Here is a 15,810-nt window from a genome sequence, read left to right on the forward strand (position 1 = left end):
TTTTGTACTGAATTTGTTTTATGCTTATACTTTTGTTTTGTCACTTAAACCGTTATTACTTATACATGTTGCTGGCATTAGTTTTTCTTTTAAAAAGTTCTTTTCCAGTAGTTATGATATTTGGTTTTACCCATTAGTTTTTCAATAAAACCAGGGTAAGTATATTTTATTTCATATTCAAAAGAATTCGAAGGATCATGAACAAATTTACTGTCAATTCGCTTTGTCAAGAAATGAATTGTTAAGTTGTAAAATGAATCATCAACACTTTTCGGATTATTTTCTTCTGGTAATACTTGCCCCTCTTCGAATTTGAAATATTTTGAAGCGTGATCAGTATAAAGTCTTCTGATTGGTTTACTATTCCTGAAGAAATCAAATGACATTGCATTTATAGTATCGAATTGGTAGAATGTCATAATTTCATGATTCTTAGATAGCTTTGATTTAATGGGGTCACTTGAAATAAAATGGCTATCGCACCTTATGATTGTTGCGTTTTTAAAAAATGAAAAAACTATCTTTCCTTTAGATTGAAAACCATTCCAATAATCATTCAAAGTACTTTTATTTATTAGTTTGAAAGTCTCTATTCCCAGTAACTCGAATAATTCATTTTGTTTAGTTTCAAAATTTTCATTTATGATTATTCCTTGAAGTTTGAGTCCCATTTTTTTAGTAGGTTAAATATGTTCGTTTTCTAATGACTGCCAACGTGGGTTCGTGTATGTTTAGTTGCGTTGACAAGAACTAAGTTAGCAAAAGAAAACGAACCAGAGGAAATTCCGAAGGAATTTCCGAGAAGGCGATAACCAGGCAATTGGCAATACATGTTGTTGTTGGTATCTCCGACTAATCTGGTAATGTAAAATATTAAAACACTGCTAATTGTATGACTAACAGTGTTTTTTGTTTTATACGGTATTAATTAATATCGTATATTTTCTTTAGAAAAGAATCAAGAAGCAATTCCAATAAACCTTCTTTAATTGTACATACTGGGATTGAGCAAATTTTACTCAACTCAATACCTAATTACACACATTTTACACAAAACATGTTTTAGTAAATAAAAGCACTTGTTTTTTAATGTATTGATAGTGAGTGTTTTGGTTTGTTTAGTTGATTGGGTAATCATTTATGGCATATTTGTTTCTGTATACTTAATCGTAAAATAATTAATAATATTAAAAATCTCAAATCATGAAAAAATTAATTTTATCCGTAGCAATTTTAACTTGTGGAATGTCAACTTTTGCATTGTGTAACAACATAGAGCCTAATGCAGTAATTACTATTGCAAAGAATGAGGCGTTTAAAGAAATTTCTTTAGACAAATTACCAGAAGCTGTTACAAAAGCTGTTAAGAAAGATTTTGCAAAAGCGACTATTAGTAAAGCTTATGTAAATAGTAGTGAGCAATATAAACTTTTGCTTACTATCGATAAGAGCGAAAGTACCTTCTACATAGATAAAGATGGGAATTGGTTGGAAAAAGATAGTATTAAATCGTAAAAATTGAGTGACTAAGGGGAGTAAAAAATCTTCAACCTAAATTTTGCTAAATAAAAAAGGACGTTTTAAATTAAAACGTCCTTTTTTGCGTTTCTATAAATATAAGAATCAGTTTATCTTAATTAGCGTGAATCTTGGATAAGAAAATTTATGTCAGTTTGAGTGATCCCGATTTTCTTCGGGATCGTATCGAAAACAAGTAAATTTTTGACTGAAAAAAGCTTCTCGATAGTTCTGTTGAGCGTAGTCGAAGTGCTAAATTCTTTCAGAATTTTACTCGAAGTGACTTCCGAACTCTTAGGCAAGATTCACGTTAATTAATATTATTATCAGTACGAGAAGATTTTATGAAATATATCCTATTAGTTGAAGATGATGTAGCGTTTTCGGAAATGCTTAAGCAGTTCCTTAAACGGCATCAATATGCAGTTGATGTTTGTTATAATATTCAGAAAGCCACTATTCAGTTAAAAAAAGAAAACTACGATTTACTTTTTACTGATTTACGTCTTCCTGATGGCGATGGAATTTCCTTACTAAAACAAATAAAACATAGTAAAAACCCAATTCCTGTGGTTTTAATGACTGGTTACGCAGAAGTCTCTACGGCTGTGCAAGCTATGAAACAAGGTGCTTTTGATTATATTTCTAAACCCTTTAATCCAGATGAAGTTTTAGAAGTTATCGGTAATGCTTTAGAAGAAAAAGCCACCAGTTCATTAATTCCTCAAGAAGAAAATAAAAAAGAAGCAGGCAAATCGACTTTAGACATTGTTAAAGGTATAAGCACCGCCTCAAGAATGTTAAACGAATATATTGATTTGGTAGCACCAACCAATATGTCAGTCCTTATAAATGGAGAAAGTGGAACAGGAAAAGAGGTGGTTGCTAAAGCCATTCACTTAGAAAGTTTACGTAGAGATAAGCCTTTTATTGCTGTAGATTGCGGTGCCATACCAAAGGAAATAGCATCCAGTGAGTTTTTTGGACATAAAAAAGGGGCTTTTACAGGTGCTGAAAATGATAGGATAGGACATTTTGAATCGGCTAACGGTGGGACCCTTTTTTTAGATGAAGTAGGCAATTTAACTTATGAAAATCAAGTTCAATTATTACGAGCTTTACAAGAAAGAAAAGTGAAACCTGTTGGAAGTAGCGACGAAATTAACGTTGATATTCGTTTGATTACAGCTACCAATGACGATTTAATTCGTGCGGTAGAAAAAGGTGATTTTCGAGAAGACTTATACCATCGTTTAAATGAATTTTCTATAAAAGTCCCCAATTTAAAAGATAGACATGACGATTTAATTCTTTATGCCGATTTCTTTTTAGATAAGGCTAATAAGCAGCTTAATAAATCAATTTTGGGGTTTTCAAAAGAAGTGTTAACCATTTTTCAGAATTATCAATGGCCTGGTAATTTAAGGGAATTATCTAACGTTATTAAAAGAGCTACTTTATTAACTCAATCAGAAATTATTAATGTAAATGTTTTACCTACCGAATTAACACAAACTAATGACAATAAGGTTTCGCTAAATAAATTTTCAACTAAAGAAAATGAAAAAGAGCTTATTATAAATGCTTTAAAAGAAGTTGATAATAACAAAACCCAAGCAGCAAAGTTGTTAAACATCACAAGAAAAACACTATATAACAAAATGAAGGAATACAAACTTAATTAAGATACGTTTCCAACGAAGAAATAAAATTGTTGAGACCTTTTTCAAAATCAATAAAAGATTGATTATCAATTTCTTCTGTAGTTTCAAATACTTCTAGAAAAGGGATAATCTCCTTAACTTCTAATAGTTTAAACATACTAATCATTTTATGACTAATGCTATTAAATAAACTAGTATCGTTATTTTTTTTTGCTTCTTTTAATTGTAAATAATTCATTTTGGTATCCTCTAAAAAAGTATGCATTGTATTTTTTATAGCCGTAGCATCATAGTTTAAAAAAGATCTTATAGACACCATATTAAACCCTTCTTTTTTTGTGTTTTCATTAGTTAAAGTATTGCCATTTGCTAACAATGGTTTATTACTAAAAAATTCCTGTAAAACATTTTGAATTTTTTTAGAATTGAATGGTTTTATTAATACTTCTGAAAAGCCACTATCCATATAATCTTCTCTAGATATGTTTGCGCGCCCAGTCATGGCAATAATAGGCTGCTTATTATATGATTTGTGATTTTTTAGTGTTTCCATAAAATGTAGGCCATTCATTTTTGGAAGCTGAATATCAGTTAAAACAAAATCGTAATCTATATCATGAATTGTTTTAAGAGCGGTTTGGGCATTATTAAAAACATAAGTTTCAATATCATACTGTTTTAAAAGATTTTTTAAAAGTTGTTGTATAGAAGCATCATCTTCAACAATGATAGCCTTTAAATTAAAAATCGATTCATTTTTAGCTTCTATAGGTTCGTTAAGTGGCTTATTTAAAAGCGTTATTGGTATTTTTAAAGTGAAAGTACTTCCTTTATTTACTTCGCTTTCTAAAGTTAATTTACCGCCTAATAATTCGGCTAGCTTTTTTGAAATAGTCAATCCTAATCCAAATCCTTTTTGCTTGTTTTCTTCGTTACTCTCGGCTTGAGTAAACGCTTTAAAAATATTTTCTTTTTGATCTTTGCTAATACCAATACCGGTATCATTAACAGAAATTTCTAACATATTTGTGTCTGTATATTGCTTTAAAGAGCTTTCAATTGTAATAGTCCCCTTGTTAGTAAATTTATAGGCATTTATAACTAAATTATATAGAATTTGTTTCATTCGAAACGGATCACTAATAATAGGTTTATTGATAGCCTTATCATGTTTAACAACAAAATTTATTGGTTTATCTTGAACAATGTTTTTGGCATTTTGGACAATTTCACCTAAAAGTTTTTCTAAGTTGAAAGGAACCGATTCCATAGATATATTGCCATTTTCAAGTTTAGAAAACTCCAGAAGGTCATCTACCAATTTCCACATATAGTTTGAGGCACTTTTAATATGGTCTATGTAATTATTGTTTTTTATGTTAAGAGTAGATTTTTGGAGTAATTCACTAAAGCCCGTAATAGTACTCAATGGTGTTCTTAAATCATGGCTTACCATAGAAATTAACTGTTCTCTACTTTTTAAAAGCGCCGATGTAATTTCATTAGCTTGCTCTAGTTTTTTTCGGTATCGTTGCGCTTTCCAAAAATCATTTAAAATAATAACTGAAAAAAGAATAATGATAATAAAACTGATTCCTGCCGCAAATAAAATAATATTTTTACTATGGTTTAGCGTCTTTTCTCGTTGCTTATTCATATTGCTGGCGTAAAGAATAACGCCCTTTTCTAAATTACTTAAAAGCTCTTGTAGCTTTCTCGAAATAGTTAAGTCATTTTCTATGAGTTCGCGTTCTTTTTTTTGGAGAGATATACGTTGGTTGTTGAACTCCATTTGAGCATCTTTTAGCATATTTTTGGAAATAGATAATAAAGAATCTATTTGTTTTTGCTCAATATTATTAATGGCATCTTGAGGGTTATACTTGTTTAGTATTCTAACATATTCTTCAAATTGTCTACGCGTTTTATTATCTAAAGCATTGGGGTTTTTAACAAGATCACCTAAGGTAACTTTTCCTAAAAGTGAATCGATGGAACTTAATTTATTGATTGCAGTATTGATTGATTCTTCTGAATTATCATTGTGTTTTAAATTCTTTAAGTCGGTAATGTTATTTAGTTTTTTATCGATAATTAATTTAATACTGTCTAAAATAAATTCCTGTGCGGTATCATAAACCATAAGGTTTAGCGAATCTATTTTTAATAACAAGTTTTCATTTTCATCAAGATATTCATTGAATTTTGTGCTAGAATTGAGTTGTAATGCAGCCCTTGCTAAATTTTCATTTTTATAAATATCCGCTATTAAACTACCCGTTTTAATAATTTTATTTCGGTCTGAAATATCTTGTTTTTTAGTGAACGTTTTGATTTCAGAAAGTACTAAAAACCCAGAAATTGTGGCTAAAATACCAAGGATACTATAGCCTATTAAAACTTTAAAAGTAATTCTGTTTTTGTATGAGTATTTCATAAAGTGGGGCAGTAGTCTTAAAATTTAGATCTATTTAAAAACGGTTTTGTTTGTAGTTTTGTTGCTTTAAAAACACTGTTAATGGTATTATTAAAAGTGTTTTTTGTTTTATACGGTATGGCCCGCTAGCGTGGAAATGTTTTCCGTGCCCGTAAGAAAATAAAAGAAAGCTTTTGTAGTGAGATGATAGCTTTGTATAATGGGCTATACTTGAGGTAAAGAATCAGGTATTAAAAATCTGCGCTATCAGGGTTGATTAGTGTTCCGCTAAGTCGGGAGACTTTGCAGAGCGGGGTAAGGTCAGAATACATACAATTACCACCAGCTATACATTCTATTTTAGTAGATAATAGAATATAATTATTTGTTTTGCATATTATCCTATCAGCATAGATTTTACCTTGTCTATTATTTAGAGTAAAATCAAAATATTTTTTTGATAAATCAACAGGAATTTCATGGCCCTTTGAATCAAAAATATTTAATAATCTATCGAAATCCGTAGATGATTGAGCATGGCTAAAAGTGATTAATAATATAACTATGGTATTGATAAATAATCTCATTTTAGGTAATGTTCGTTAAGGGACATGTTTTGCACAAGTTAAAGATTAGACTTTAACTAAATTAGTTTCTAACCTTATGTTTGTTTTTTTTATTTTAAAGCCAAATTTAAAAATTTGGCGGTCATCTCAAATACACACAATCTTTTCATTTTAGCACTTATTAGCTATGTTTTATACATTTTATTGGCATTTCGTTATTTATTATTCTTTTTTGTTAAATACCCTGTAAAGAAATTTTCCAAAAATCAAGAAAATAAGAAATACTGTTAATGCACCTCCAAAAATTCCATTGTTAAGAATCTCGTTTATTCCATATTTGTAGATGAACAATCCCAATGAAATTGCAATATTCAAAATTCCGTAAGCAATGTTTTGAGTATTACCATAACCAAAGGAAGTTAGCATTCGTCCTTTCCAAAAACCAAGAGCTAAGTGAAGCATAGCGTTCATTAATGTCATTCCTATTAAAAAATCAATAATTGTCATATTATTTTCACTTTAAATTATACTAAGTCGAGGGACTTTGCGGAGCGGGAGTGACCAGTTTTGCTGGGCATGACCGTCATATGCTTTGTTAGCGGCTGGCTTTAATTAATTTTCCTTTTTCAATATTTTTTGAAAGCAAATTGCTTCATTATTTCCAATATATTTCCCATAATTCGGAATTACTTTATATCTATTTTTTAAATAAAAATCAACAGCTCTCTTATTTACTTTTCTGGTTTCTAGAATTAGAAATTCATAACCTAATTTGATTGCTCTTATTTCTAATTCAGTCAAGATTTGTTTACCAACTCCAGGTAATTTTGAATACATTCTTTTTATTTCACCCACTTTATTATCGATTTGTCGAATTGAACCACATCCTACAGGATTATTGTATTTATTTCTTGCAATTAAGAAAAACGAATTGCAATTATTTAAGTCATCGATACTAAAAGAAGATTTTCCACTATCTCCTGTAATCGATTTTAAAATTTCTGAGAGTTCCTCCATTAGCATTAAAGTATCTTTAGTTGTGGGATTCTCTTCTGTAATTGATAACTGCATTTTGCCTTTCCTATTTTTGATTTTTTCTTTCCTGCTGTTCGTTAAGAGACATGGTTTACACAAGTTAAAGATTAGACTTTACACTAAATTAGTTTCTAACCTTATGTTAGTTTTTTTATTTCTTAATTCATTTTCATTAAAGAAACCTAAAAATACGTTTCTGTAAAACACTTTCCAAATACCGTTACCAAGATTTTGGATTCCTACATATTTACCTTTTAGAGCACTTGTTAAATATACCCAATAATAGGACCTCCATCTGATAGCTCCGTTTTGAGTTACTTTAAGAACTTTATGGTCTAAATCATAATCAAAGAGAGGTGTTTTTTCGGGAAAAGGTCTGGTCTCAAAATTATGGACAGAAGCGGGTGTTTTCATGCCTAAAGCCTCATGGGGTCTTATGTGATTATATTCCTTTACAAAATGGTTTAATCTGCGTTGTTGGGCTTTTAGATCATAAGCAGAAGGTCTGGCACATGCCGCCTTTAAGTCACGGTGCATGCGTTCGTGCCTTCCGTTTTGCTCAGGGTGGGCAGGGTCAGAAAACACAGGGGTAATCCCAAGTTCAATAAACCAATAAGAGAGTTGGGTATAGCGTTGGATGGCTCTTACAGAACCAAAGGGGCTACCGTTATCTGTATGGATTTGTTTAGGCATACCATACTTTCTAAAGACCTTTGTAAACTCAGTTTTAGCAGACTTTAAGTTTTCCTTATAATGCCCTTTAGCCGTAAACAAAAAACGACTTTTGGAATCTGCAATGGTTAGCGGGTGACAATAGATCTTATTGCCCATTAAAAACTTTCCTTTATAATCTGCACTCCATACTTCATTACATGATTTGGGGTCGAAAATAGGGAACACAGGTTTGACCCTTCTCATTCGTTTTTGAGGACAGACCAGACCATTTTTCTTGAGTATGTTGTGGACAGTAACCACAGAAGGAACTATTTCTTTATTGAAATCGTTAAACAAAAGTATTCTGATTTTTTTAGCTCCCCAACGTGGATATTTAGCCTTTAATTTAATAATAGCTTTAACAATATTCTCACCCGTAGCGTTAGGATGTTCCCTGGGTGCTCTTGACTGCTCTTTTAGACCGTCATAACCTTGATTTTCGAATCTGGAAATCAGCTTGTAGGCTGTTGGTCTTGAGATTTCAAAGTTTTTGCATAATTCTGTGATGGTATATTTCCCAGTTCTCCATTCACAGATAAATTCAATTTTTTGTTCCATAGTTGTAGTTGCTTTCCAAGGCATGATAATTTGATTTTTATCTCAAATTACAACCTAAAAAAGTGTAAACTATGTCCCTTTAACTCTGTAAACTATGTGCCTTTACCATACCTGCTTGCCGCTAACGGTTGGACTATGAGTAGTTGCGTAGGTTAGCACTTAACTTTGCAAGCACACACCAAGTTGGAAATTCCCGCAGAATTTCCAAAGTAGACGAGAACAAGCAATTACTTATAGTCATTGTTAGGTGCTGGCTTTATTTTGTTTCCATTTTCGACAAAAATTCATAAAATTTGGCTGTATCAAAAAATACTTCAATTGATTTTATTTTCTGGTTATCTAAATTTATTATTTCTGAAAATGTGATATTTAAGCTATCTCCTGTTGGCAATGCCATATCATAATTTACTAATGCCGAAGCCTGCTCATCATTCGTAATAATCCATTTGACCGAAGCTTTCTTTACCAATTGTCTAAATTGAGTATCTAATTCAATAAACTTATCTTTATCATCTACTTCATCCATTGGACTAGTAAAATTGATGTCATCTGCCAATAAAGATTTCCAATCTTTATCAGTTCCAAATGTTTCAAAAAATTCAAATACTTTCTTTTCAGTTAAGTTCTTCATCGCTATTATTCTCGATTTAATTCTTTAGTATTCTTTTAATCATAGCAATTTGACCATTATGCCACATTTGATGTTTAATAGCAAAACTAAGCGATTCATATTTGGTTTTTGCCACTGGACTTGGTGATAATGTTTTCTGTTCCAATTCTTCAGGGCTTAACTCTTTGATATTTTTTATAGTTTCTTCTTTTAAAAGGTTCATTAAGGTCAAGATCTCTTTTTTTGATGGACGTTCTTCTATATATAAAAGTGGGTTTGAATCTTTTTTGAAAAATTTATCCAAATAGTCAATATCAAAATCGTTTAAGAATTTATTCGAAGCAGGCTTTACCCAGCCTATTGAATGCCAGTAGTTATTATGAACTATATGACCTATAATCCAACTAATGTTTGTACGGATTTCAGGAAGAGTTTCATTCCATTGGTTTTCATTTAAGGTTTCTACCAAACCTTGTGTCCAGTTATTAATGAACTGGAACTCTTTTATTAATATTTGATTTGTAGTCATCATTCTTTTCGATTTGTCTGTTTTGCTTGCACCTAACAATAGTATAAAGAACATATGTTCTTTATACACCCAAATATAGGATATATATAACATATGTTATATATATCTTTTATATTCTTAAAATATCTAGGGACTCTCCTCGCTCCGCAAAGTCTCCCGACTTTGAGGCTATTATAATTCCAAAAATATTCACATAAAGTTTTCATTTTCAATACTGATTATATTTTGTGATTGAAGACTTTTTTAAAACATCTATTACTGGATTATCTACAGCATCAACTTCAATTAAACCTTCGTTATTCACATAATTACTCGCGCTAGAATACCTGTAATAAGATGCTTTTTCTACAATTCCTGCACGCACTGGATTTAAATGGATATAGTCTAATTTAGACCACATAAATTTGTGTGAATATATTTCTTCTGCATGATTTCCATATTGCCAAAATTGATAGTTGGTATTTCTATTATGCGTTTCTGTGGCTTTTTTAAATCTTTCTAGCATCCATTCTCTTCTACTTTCGGGTTCGTTTTCGATCTTGTCTAAGATGCTCTTAGCCGTGAATTTTTTAAAATCTCTTATTAAATCTGATAGTTTACCATCTTTAGATTGAATGATTAGATGTATATGATTGCTCATAATAACATAACCATACAAAAGCATGCCTTTATTTTTTATGCAGAAGGCTAAACAATCAATAACAAGATCTTTATAAGACTTTCGTGTAAAGGCATCTATCCAATCTACTACTGTTGCAGTAATAAAATGTATTTTTTCTTGATCTCGTATAATGTAACCTTCTTTTAAATTTTATGCTCTTGGTTGATTAATGTTCCGCTAAGTCGGGAGACTTTGTGGAGCGGGACGGTTGTGCAACGTTATTTTTTACCATTGAGTCATTTTTATGTCGTTAGTACTAATTTCATTCAAACTATCTTTAAGAATTTTTTCTTTACCCTTAGGCACTTGATAATCTGATTTAACTGTTTTACTTGTTTTAGTTTCAATGACATCATATAGTGTATAAATTCTTTTATTTTCTAAATGAAATAACACCCTTTGCCAGTAAGTACCGTTTCTATGAGTGATTTTTATATAATAACGATTTATATTGAGGTAATCAATTTGAAAACCGGCTAAGGTTACTGAGAATGATGGATTAATTTCTGGGTAGATTTTTGAAAATATTCGAGATTCGTCATAATCCGTTGTTTGTATTGATTTTACTCTATTAATAGATTTAACTTTACTCTCAAGTTTGTCGAAATCGAAAATTTCAACACTTACATTATACAAAGGGAAATTAAACTCATTATTGATTCTAAAATGCACAATTGCATCATTCTTTGAAACATCAGATATAATTTCGGAAACTATATCCAAATAACAAAATCCTTTTCCAAAAAGAGTATTTTGAATGAAATCAGATTTTTCATAAATCCTATTGTTTAAATCCTCAATTTTTTTGTTTTGTTCTGAAAGTTTTTTGTCTCGGCTTTCTAATTTTAAACTAAGCGTATCATTAGCATTTTTTAATTCTGAAATTTGCACCTTTAAATTTTCGATTATTTCATTCTTATTGTCTTGTGCATTATATAATTGTTTTATAGAAAATAAAACACCTCCTATAGAGCCCATTAGGATTAGTACAAGAAATAGTATTGTCCAATTATCCATTCGTTTTTTCATTAGATATATCTATAGTTTCAGTTATGGGCTTGAGGTCACTATAATCCCAAAAATATCCATATAAAACTTTCATTTTCAATACTGATTATGTTTTATAATTACATAAAAAACAAACATTCGAGTAGTAAAAATACTACAAATATTTTAAACAATATTAAAACAAAATCAATCACAAATTTAATACCCTCATCATATCACAATATAGTCAACACTCCAATAGCTAATAACACCCCATTACACAACCCTCAACCAAACACCAACACCTAAAAACCACAAACCACATCCTAAACTTTTTATTACAAATCCCCTACAAAGTCATATCTAATTCAATATTTTTGTCAGCAAAACATTAAAATTAAAATGCAGAATCTACACCCTATAATGCTAGTTGGAACTGGTTCAGATGTTGGTAAAAGTTGGATAACAACAGGGATTTGTAGATGGCTTAAACAGAAAGGATATCAACCTGCCCCTTTTAAGGCGCAAAATATGTCTTTAAATAGTTTTTCGACACCAGACAATCTTGAAATAGGAAGAGCGCAAGCAGTACAAGCAGAAGCGTGTGAAATTCCTCCAACGGTAGAGATGAACCCTATATTATTAAAACCTTCATCAGTAAACAAATCACAAGTTGTATTACATGGTAAACCTATAGGCAACCAAACGGCACAAGAGTACTTTTTGGGAGAGGACAAAAAGCATCTTTTCGAAGAAGCTAAAAAGGCGTTTCATCAATTGGCAACAAAGTACAATCCCGTTGTAATGGAAGGCGCGGGGAGTATTAGCGAACTCAACCTAAAACATAGAGATATAGTAAACATGCGAATGGCAGCAGCAGCAAATGCTTGCGTTTATTTGGTCGCAGATATTGATAAAGGCGGTGTGTTTGGCAGTGTATATGGTACGATTGAGTTGCTTGAAGATTGGGAACGAAAACTGGTAAAAGGGATCATTATTAATAAATTTAGAGGGGATCCTACACTATTTATAGAAGGCAAAAAAAAATTAGAAGACATTACAGGTTTGCCGATTTTAGGCATTATGCCTTACGCTAAAGATATTATTATAGAAGAAGAAGATTCAGTTGCGCTTGGCTCAAGAGCGGTAACTTCCAGAGAGAATAAATTAAATATTGCTGTAGTAAAACTTCATTATATGTCTAACTACACCGATTTTCAATCCTTAGAACAAGAACCTTTAATCAATCTTTATTTTACGAGAGATTCAGAAGAATTAAAAAAAGCAGACATCATTATTCTACCGGGTACAAAAAATACGATTGAAGATTTAATAGCCTTAAAGTCCGATGGATTGGCAACAATAATTAAGGAACAATACAAACACATTCCTATTATTGGAATTTGCGGAGGCTATCAAATGCTAGGAAAATCAATTGCCGATCCTTTTTCTGTTGAAAGCAATACTACTTTAGAAAAAGGCCTGAATATTTTTGATATAGAAACAACACTTTCAAAAACAAAAGAAACCGTACAACGTCAGTTTAAATTTAAAGATTTAAAGGAGACTTGCGAAGGTTATGAAATTCACATGGGAGAAACAAATGTTCCAAAAAACAAACATTTAAACGATGTAAATGGTAAAGAAGAAGGCTATTTTGACGGAAATAAAAGTTGGGGTACCTATCTTCACGGAATTTTTGATAATCAAGAAGTCGTTACAGAATTACTTCAAGTAAAATATCCTGATGCCAAAGCTAGAAACTACAAATCATTTAAAGCGGAACAATTTGATAAATTGGCACATTGGATTGATGAAAATTTAGACATGGCAACCATCTTAAAAAATAGCATAGAAAAATGTTAAACGGACACGGTGACGACCTTCATTTGGTAGAAGGGGAAATAAAACACAACTTTAGTTCTAATGTGTATTATAAAGGATGTCCTTCAGGATTAACAGAAGCCATTTTAAGTAATATCCATCACATTCAAAATTATCCTTCTCCAGTTGCTAATGAGCTTAATGATTTGGCAGCAAAAACGTTTCAGCTAAACTCCGATCAATTTTTATTTACCAATGGAGCGACCGAAGCCTTTTACCTAATAGCTCAATTATTTTCTAATAAGAAAGCGGCTATTGTGTCTCCTACTTTTTCAGAATATGAAGATGCATGTAAAATTTTTAAACTCAATTACGAGTTAATTTCACGAACAGATTTAGGAAACACAGACACTGACCTCGTGTTTATTTGCAATCCTAATAACCCCGACGGAACTGTTTTTTCAAAAAAAGAATTGGAGTTTTTATTTAAGGAAAAGCCAAATACGACATTTGTTATTGATGAAGCGTATATCGAGTTTACAAATAGTATTGATTCTATCATGCCGCTCACAGAGAATTACAGTAATGTAATTGTGGTACGCTCTTTAACCAAAACATTTACAATTCCTGGGTTGCGTTTAGGCTATATCGTTTCAAGTGCTTCAAACATCGTGAAACTTTTAAGTTTAAAAATGCCTTGGAGCGTGAATTCATTGGCTATAAAAGCAGGTGAATTTATTTTTAACAATTATAAAACACTTCAGTTTAATGCTTCAGAATTACTAACCGAAGCTACCGTTTTTAAAAAACAACTCTCACAATTAGAAGGATTAAACGTTTGTGAAAGCAATACACCCTATTTTTTAGTTCAATTGCAAAATAAATCAGCCAAGGAATTAAAGGAGTTCCTGATAAAAACACACCAAATACTAATTAGAGATGCTACCAATTTTTCTCGATTAAAAGGCGAGTATATTCGGGTCTCTACACAAAGTAAAGAAGCTAATATTAAACTTGTTCAAGCCTTAAAGGAATGGCTTTAAATACTATTTACATATTAATTGTTGCCTTTTGCTTAGATCTGCTTTTTGGTGACCCTAAATGGATGCCACATCTCATTGTTTTCTACGGAAAAGCAATTGCTTTTGGTGAAAAAATAGGTAATAAGGGCAGGGGCAAATTACTAAAAGGCATGTTTTTATCTATTGTATTAATAAGCGCCGCTTTTGTAATGCCGTTGTTAATGATACAATGGCTAAACTCAAAAGGTTTTACTATCCTTAGTATCTTATTTTCAATAGTCATGTTATTTTATTGCTTGGCAAACAAAACATTAATACAAGAAGGAAAGGCTGTTTTTAAAACACTAAAAGATGAAGGTTTAGATGCTGGACGCAAACGTTTATCTTGGATTGTTGGACGAGAAACTAACAACTTAAACGAACAACAAATAAGGATAGCCACTTTTGAAACGATGTCAGAAAATTTAAGTGATGGCGTCATTGCACCACTGTTTTATTTTGCAATATTTGGAATACCGGGTGTAATGGCTTATAAAATGATCAACACATTAGATTCTATGATCGGATACAAAAATGATCGTTATATCCTGTTCGGAAGATTTGCCGCAAAACTAGACGATGTTGTTAATTACCTTCCAGCCAGAATTACTGCCTTTTTAATAGTAATTGTTCGGTTTAAATTAGGAGGCATTCACTTTATTTTAAAAGAAGGGAAAAAACACAGTAGCCCAAATGCAGGCTACCCAGAAGCAGCATTGGCCTATGTTTTAAATTGTCAATTTGGAGGCCCCAATTATTATCATGGGAAATTGGTTGACAAACCATTTATAGGAAGCAACAATCGTGAAATTAAACACGAAGAAATTAAAACCGTTAGTCAAATTAACTACGCAGTAAGTACTTTGTTTTGTATATTAATTATTGTTGTTTTTCTTGTGCTTTAAATGGATAACCTTCAAAAAAAATACATTATTACTGGAGCCCCAGGTACTGGAAAAACGACTTTGATAAATCTCTTAAAGGACAGTGTACCTTGCATGGACGAAGTGTCTAGAAAAGTAATTATTGACGAACAAAAACATGGGAGACATGGGATGCCTTGGCTAGATATCAATCGATTTACCAATCTTGTTTATAAAATAACAAACGAAGAGTTGTCAAATAATAAAGCACTTGTTTGTGATCGTTCTTTACTAGATTTGGAAGCCTACTTAACCGTTGCAGAAAAGGAAATTCCAAACTATTTAAAAACATGTCCTTATCATGAAGTCTATCATAAAAAAGTGTTTTTTGCACCAACTTGGTTTGAGATTTATTGTAAAGACGGACAGAGATTGCAAGAGTTTGATTATTGCCTCAAGTTAGAAAAAGCCCTTTTAGAATATTATAAAAAAAGAGGGTTTGATATTATTATGCTCTCAAAAACATCTCCTTTAAAAAGAGTAGAATTCATTTTGAATTTAATCCTTTAGTTCAAAAAAAAATGATACATTCGTAGCGCTTTTGGTTTCTTATATTTTTTATTAAAAATATAGAATTAAAAGGGAATTTGGTGTAAATCCAAAACTGTTCCCGCAGCTGTAAGCTCTAAAAAAGCTTTTAACATGAAGTCACTGTTCTAAAGAATGGGAAGACGTTAAAAGTAGAGTAAGTCAGAAGACCTGCCTAATGCACAACATAATTTAAACTTTCGGGAATAAAAGTTA

Annotated in this window: 16 protein-coding genes and 1 riboswitch; of the genes, 6 read left to right on the plus strand and 10 right to left on the minus strand. The window is 31.2% G+C overall.

Annotation, left to right across the window (positions count from 1 at the left end):
- Positions 1-89 precede the first annotated feature (89 nt).
- On the minus strand, positions 90-671 hold the full coding sequence (locus C1H87_RS22250) for a hypothetical protein (protein WP_102757934.1): 582 nt from the start codon (positions 669-671) through the stop codon (positions 90-92).
- A 532-nt stretch (positions 672-1,203) separates the two neighbouring features.
- Between C1H87_RS22250 and C1H87_RS22255 the strand changes: the two genes are divergently transcribed.
- Together C1H87_RS22255 and C1H87_RS22260 are read left to right on the plus strand one after the other, a co-directional pair.
- Positions 1,204-1,515 carry a hypothetical protein gene (locus C1H87_RS22255; RefSeq protein WP_102757935.1) on the plus strand — a complete coding sequence of 104 codons (312 nt, stop codon included), beginning with the start codon at positions 1,204-1,206 and terminating at the stop codon, positions 1,513-1,515.
- 347 nt (positions 1,516-1,862) lie between these two features.
- Complete coding sequence (locus C1H87_RS22260; RefSeq protein WP_102757936.1) at positions 1,863-3,203, plus strand: sigma-54-dependent transcriptional regulator; 1,341 nt, start codon at positions 1,863-1,865, stop codon at positions 3,201-3,203.
- Here the strand turns inward: C1H87_RS22260 and C1H87_RS22265 are convergent.
- From C1H87_RS22265 to C1H87_RS22300, 9 genes are all read right to left on the minus strand, one after another.
- Positions 3,196-5,619: an ATP-binding response regulator gene (locus C1H87_RS22265; protein ID WP_102757937.1), complete on the minus strand. Its 2,424-nt coding sequence runs from the start codon at positions 5,617-5,619 to the stop codon at positions 3,196-3,198. The two genes, C1H87_RS22260 and C1H87_RS22265, sit on opposite strands and share 8 nt — an antisense overlap.
- A 230-nt stretch (positions 5,620-5,849) precedes the next feature.
- Positions 5,850-6,185 carry a hypothetical protein gene (locus tag C1H87_RS23395; RefSeq protein WP_158655330.1) on the minus strand — a complete coding sequence of 112 codons (336 nt, stop codon included), beginning with the start codon at positions 6,183-6,185 and terminating at the stop codon, positions 5,850-5,852.
- A gap of 201 nt (positions 6,186-6,386) precedes the next feature.
- On the minus strand, positions 6,387-6,671 hold the full coding sequence (locus tag C1H87_RS22270) for a hypothetical protein (protein WP_102757938.1): 285 nt from the start codon (positions 6,669-6,671) through the stop codon (positions 6,387-6,389).
- Between the two features lie 105 nt (positions 6,672-6,776).
- Positions 6,777-7,235: a GNAT family N-acetyltransferase gene (locus C1H87_RS22275; RefSeq protein ID WP_102758368.1), complete on the minus strand. Its 459-nt coding sequence runs from the start codon at positions 7,233-7,235 to the stop codon at positions 6,777-6,779.
- A 78-nt stretch (positions 7,236-7,313) separates the two neighbouring features.
- On the minus strand, positions 7,314-8,495 hold the full coding sequence (locus C1H87_RS22280; RefSeq protein ID WP_102755907.1) for an integrase core domain-containing protein: 1,182 nt from the start codon (positions 8,493-8,495) through the stop codon (positions 7,314-7,316).
- Between the two features lie 232 nt (positions 8,496-8,727).
- A complete protein-coding gene (locus tag C1H87_RS22285) occupies positions 8,728-9,102 on the minus strand; it encodes a nuclear transport factor 2 family protein (protein WP_102757939.1) in 375 nt (124 codons plus the stop codon).
- 16 nt (positions 9,103-9,118) lie between these two features.
- Positions 9,119-9,703 carry a DinB family protein gene (locus C1H87_RS22290; protein WP_102757940.1) on the minus strand — a complete coding sequence of 195 codons (585 nt, stop codon included), beginning with the start codon at positions 9,701-9,703 and terminating at the stop codon, positions 9,119-9,121.
- A gap of 115 nt (positions 9,704-9,818) precedes the next feature.
- On the minus strand, positions 9,819-10,403 hold the full coding sequence (locus C1H87_RS22295; protein ID WP_102757941.1) for an REP-associated tyrosine transposase: 585 nt from the start codon (positions 10,401-10,403) through the stop codon (positions 9,819-9,821).
- A 93-nt stretch (positions 10,404-10,496) separates the two neighbouring features.
- On the minus strand, positions 10,497-11,300 hold the full coding sequence (locus C1H87_RS22300) for a hypothetical protein (protein WP_158655331.1): 804 nt from the start codon (positions 11,298-11,300) through the stop codon (positions 10,497-10,499).
- Between the two features lie 360 nt (positions 11,301-11,660).
- On the opposite strand from C1H87_RS22300, the gene C1H87_RS22305 reads away from it, so the two are divergent.
- From C1H87_RS22305 to C1H87_RS22320, 4 genes are read left to right on the plus strand one after another with little or no spacing between them, the layout of a single operon-like run.
- Entirely contained in the window at positions 11,661-13,124 is a 1,464-nt protein-coding gene (locus C1H87_RS22305; RefSeq protein ID WP_102757943.1) for a cobyric acid synthase, read from the plus strand.
- Positions 13,118-14,125, plus strand: a complete 1,008-nt coding sequence (locus C1H87_RS22310; protein WP_102757944.1) for a pyridoxal phosphate-dependent aminotransferase — start codon at positions 13,118-13,120, stop codon at positions 14,123-14,125. Before C1H87_RS22305 ends, C1H87_RS22310 begins: the two co-directional genes overlap by 7 nt.
- Positions 14,116-15,048, plus strand: a complete 933-nt coding sequence (cbiB, locus tag C1H87_RS22315) for an adenosylcobinamide-phosphate synthase CbiB (RefSeq protein ID WP_102757945.1) — start codon at positions 14,116-14,118, stop codon at positions 15,046-15,048. Before C1H87_RS22310 ends, cbiB begins: the two co-directional genes overlap by 10 nt.
- Positions 15,049-15,576, plus strand: a complete 528-nt coding sequence (locus C1H87_RS22320; RefSeq protein ID WP_102757946.1) for an AAA family ATPase — start codon at positions 15,049-15,051, stop codon at positions 15,574-15,576. It abuts the gene before it with no gap.
- 15 nt (positions 15,577-15,591) lie between these two features.
- Positions 15,592-15,787, plus strand: a riboswitch (cobalamin riboswitch).
- The last annotated feature ends 23 nt before the right edge of the window (positions 15,788-15,810 follow it).

The organism is Flavivirga eckloniae, from assembly GCF_002886045.1.
Lineage (GTDB): Bacteria > Bacteroidota > Bacteroidia > Flavobacteriales > Flavobacteriaceae > Flavivirga > Flavivirga eckloniae.

What these genes read in the sequence shown, in the direction of transcription:
- C1H87_RS22260 (WP_102757936.1), top strand. Translation starts at nt 1,863, where the DNA reads ATGAAATATATCCTATTAGTTGAAGATGATGTAGCGTTTTCGGAAATG.
- C1H87_RS23395 (WP_158655330.1), bottom strand. Translation starts at nt 6,185, where the DNA reads ATGAGATTATTTATCAATACCATAGTTATATTATTAATCACTTTTAGC.
- C1H87_RS22280 (WP_102755907.1), bottom strand. Translation starts at nt 8,495, where the DNA reads ATGCCTTGGAAAGCAACTACAACTATGGAACAAAAAATTGAATTTATC.
- C1H87_RS22310 (WP_102757944.1), top strand. Translation starts at nt 13,118, where the DNA reads ATGTTAAACGGACACGGTGACGACCTTCATTTGGTAGAAGGGGAAATA.
- C1H87_RS22300 (WP_158655331.1), bottom strand. Translation starts at nt 11,300, where the DNA reads ATGAAAAAACGAATGGATAATTGGACAATACTATTTCTTGTACTAATC.
- cbiB (WP_102757945.1), top strand. Translation starts at nt 14,116, where the DNA reads ATGGCTTTAAATACTATTTACATATTAATTGTTGCCTTTTGCTTAGAT.
- C1H87_RS22305 (WP_102757943.1), top strand. Translation starts at nt 11,661, where the DNA reads ATGCAGAATCTACACCCTATAATGCTAGTTGGAACTGGTTCAGATGTT.
- C1H87_RS22290 (WP_102757940.1), bottom strand. Translation starts at nt 9,703, where the DNA reads ATGTTATATATATCCTATATTTGGGTGTATAAAGAACATATGTTCTTT.
- C1H87_RS22275 (WP_102758368.1), bottom strand. Translation starts at nt 7,235, where the DNA reads ATGCAGTTATCAATTACAGAAGAGAATCCCACAACTAAAGATACTTTA.
- C1H87_RS22250 (WP_102757934.1), bottom strand. Translation starts at nt 671, where the DNA reads ATGGGACTCAAACTTCAAGGAATAATCATAAATGAAAATTTTGAAACT.
- C1H87_RS22270 (WP_102757938.1), bottom strand. Translation starts at nt 6,671, where the DNA reads ATGACAATTATTGATTTTTTAATAGGAATGACATTAATGAACGCTATG.
- C1H87_RS22255 (WP_102757935.1), top strand. Translation starts at nt 1,204, where the DNA reads ATGAAAAAATTAATTTTATCCGTAGCAATTTTAACTTGTGGAATGTCA.
- C1H87_RS22320 (WP_102757946.1), top strand. Translation starts at nt 15,049, where the DNA reads ATGGATAACCTTCAAAAAAAATACATTATTACTGGAGCCCCAGGTACT.
- C1H87_RS22265 (WP_102757937.1), bottom strand. Translation starts at nt 5,619, where the DNA reads ATGAAATACTCATACAAAAACAGAATTACTTTTAAAGTTTTAATAGGC.
- C1H87_RS22285 (WP_102757939.1), bottom strand. Translation starts at nt 9,102, where the DNA reads ATGAAGAACTTAACTGAAAAGAAAGTATTTGAATTTTTTGAAACATTT.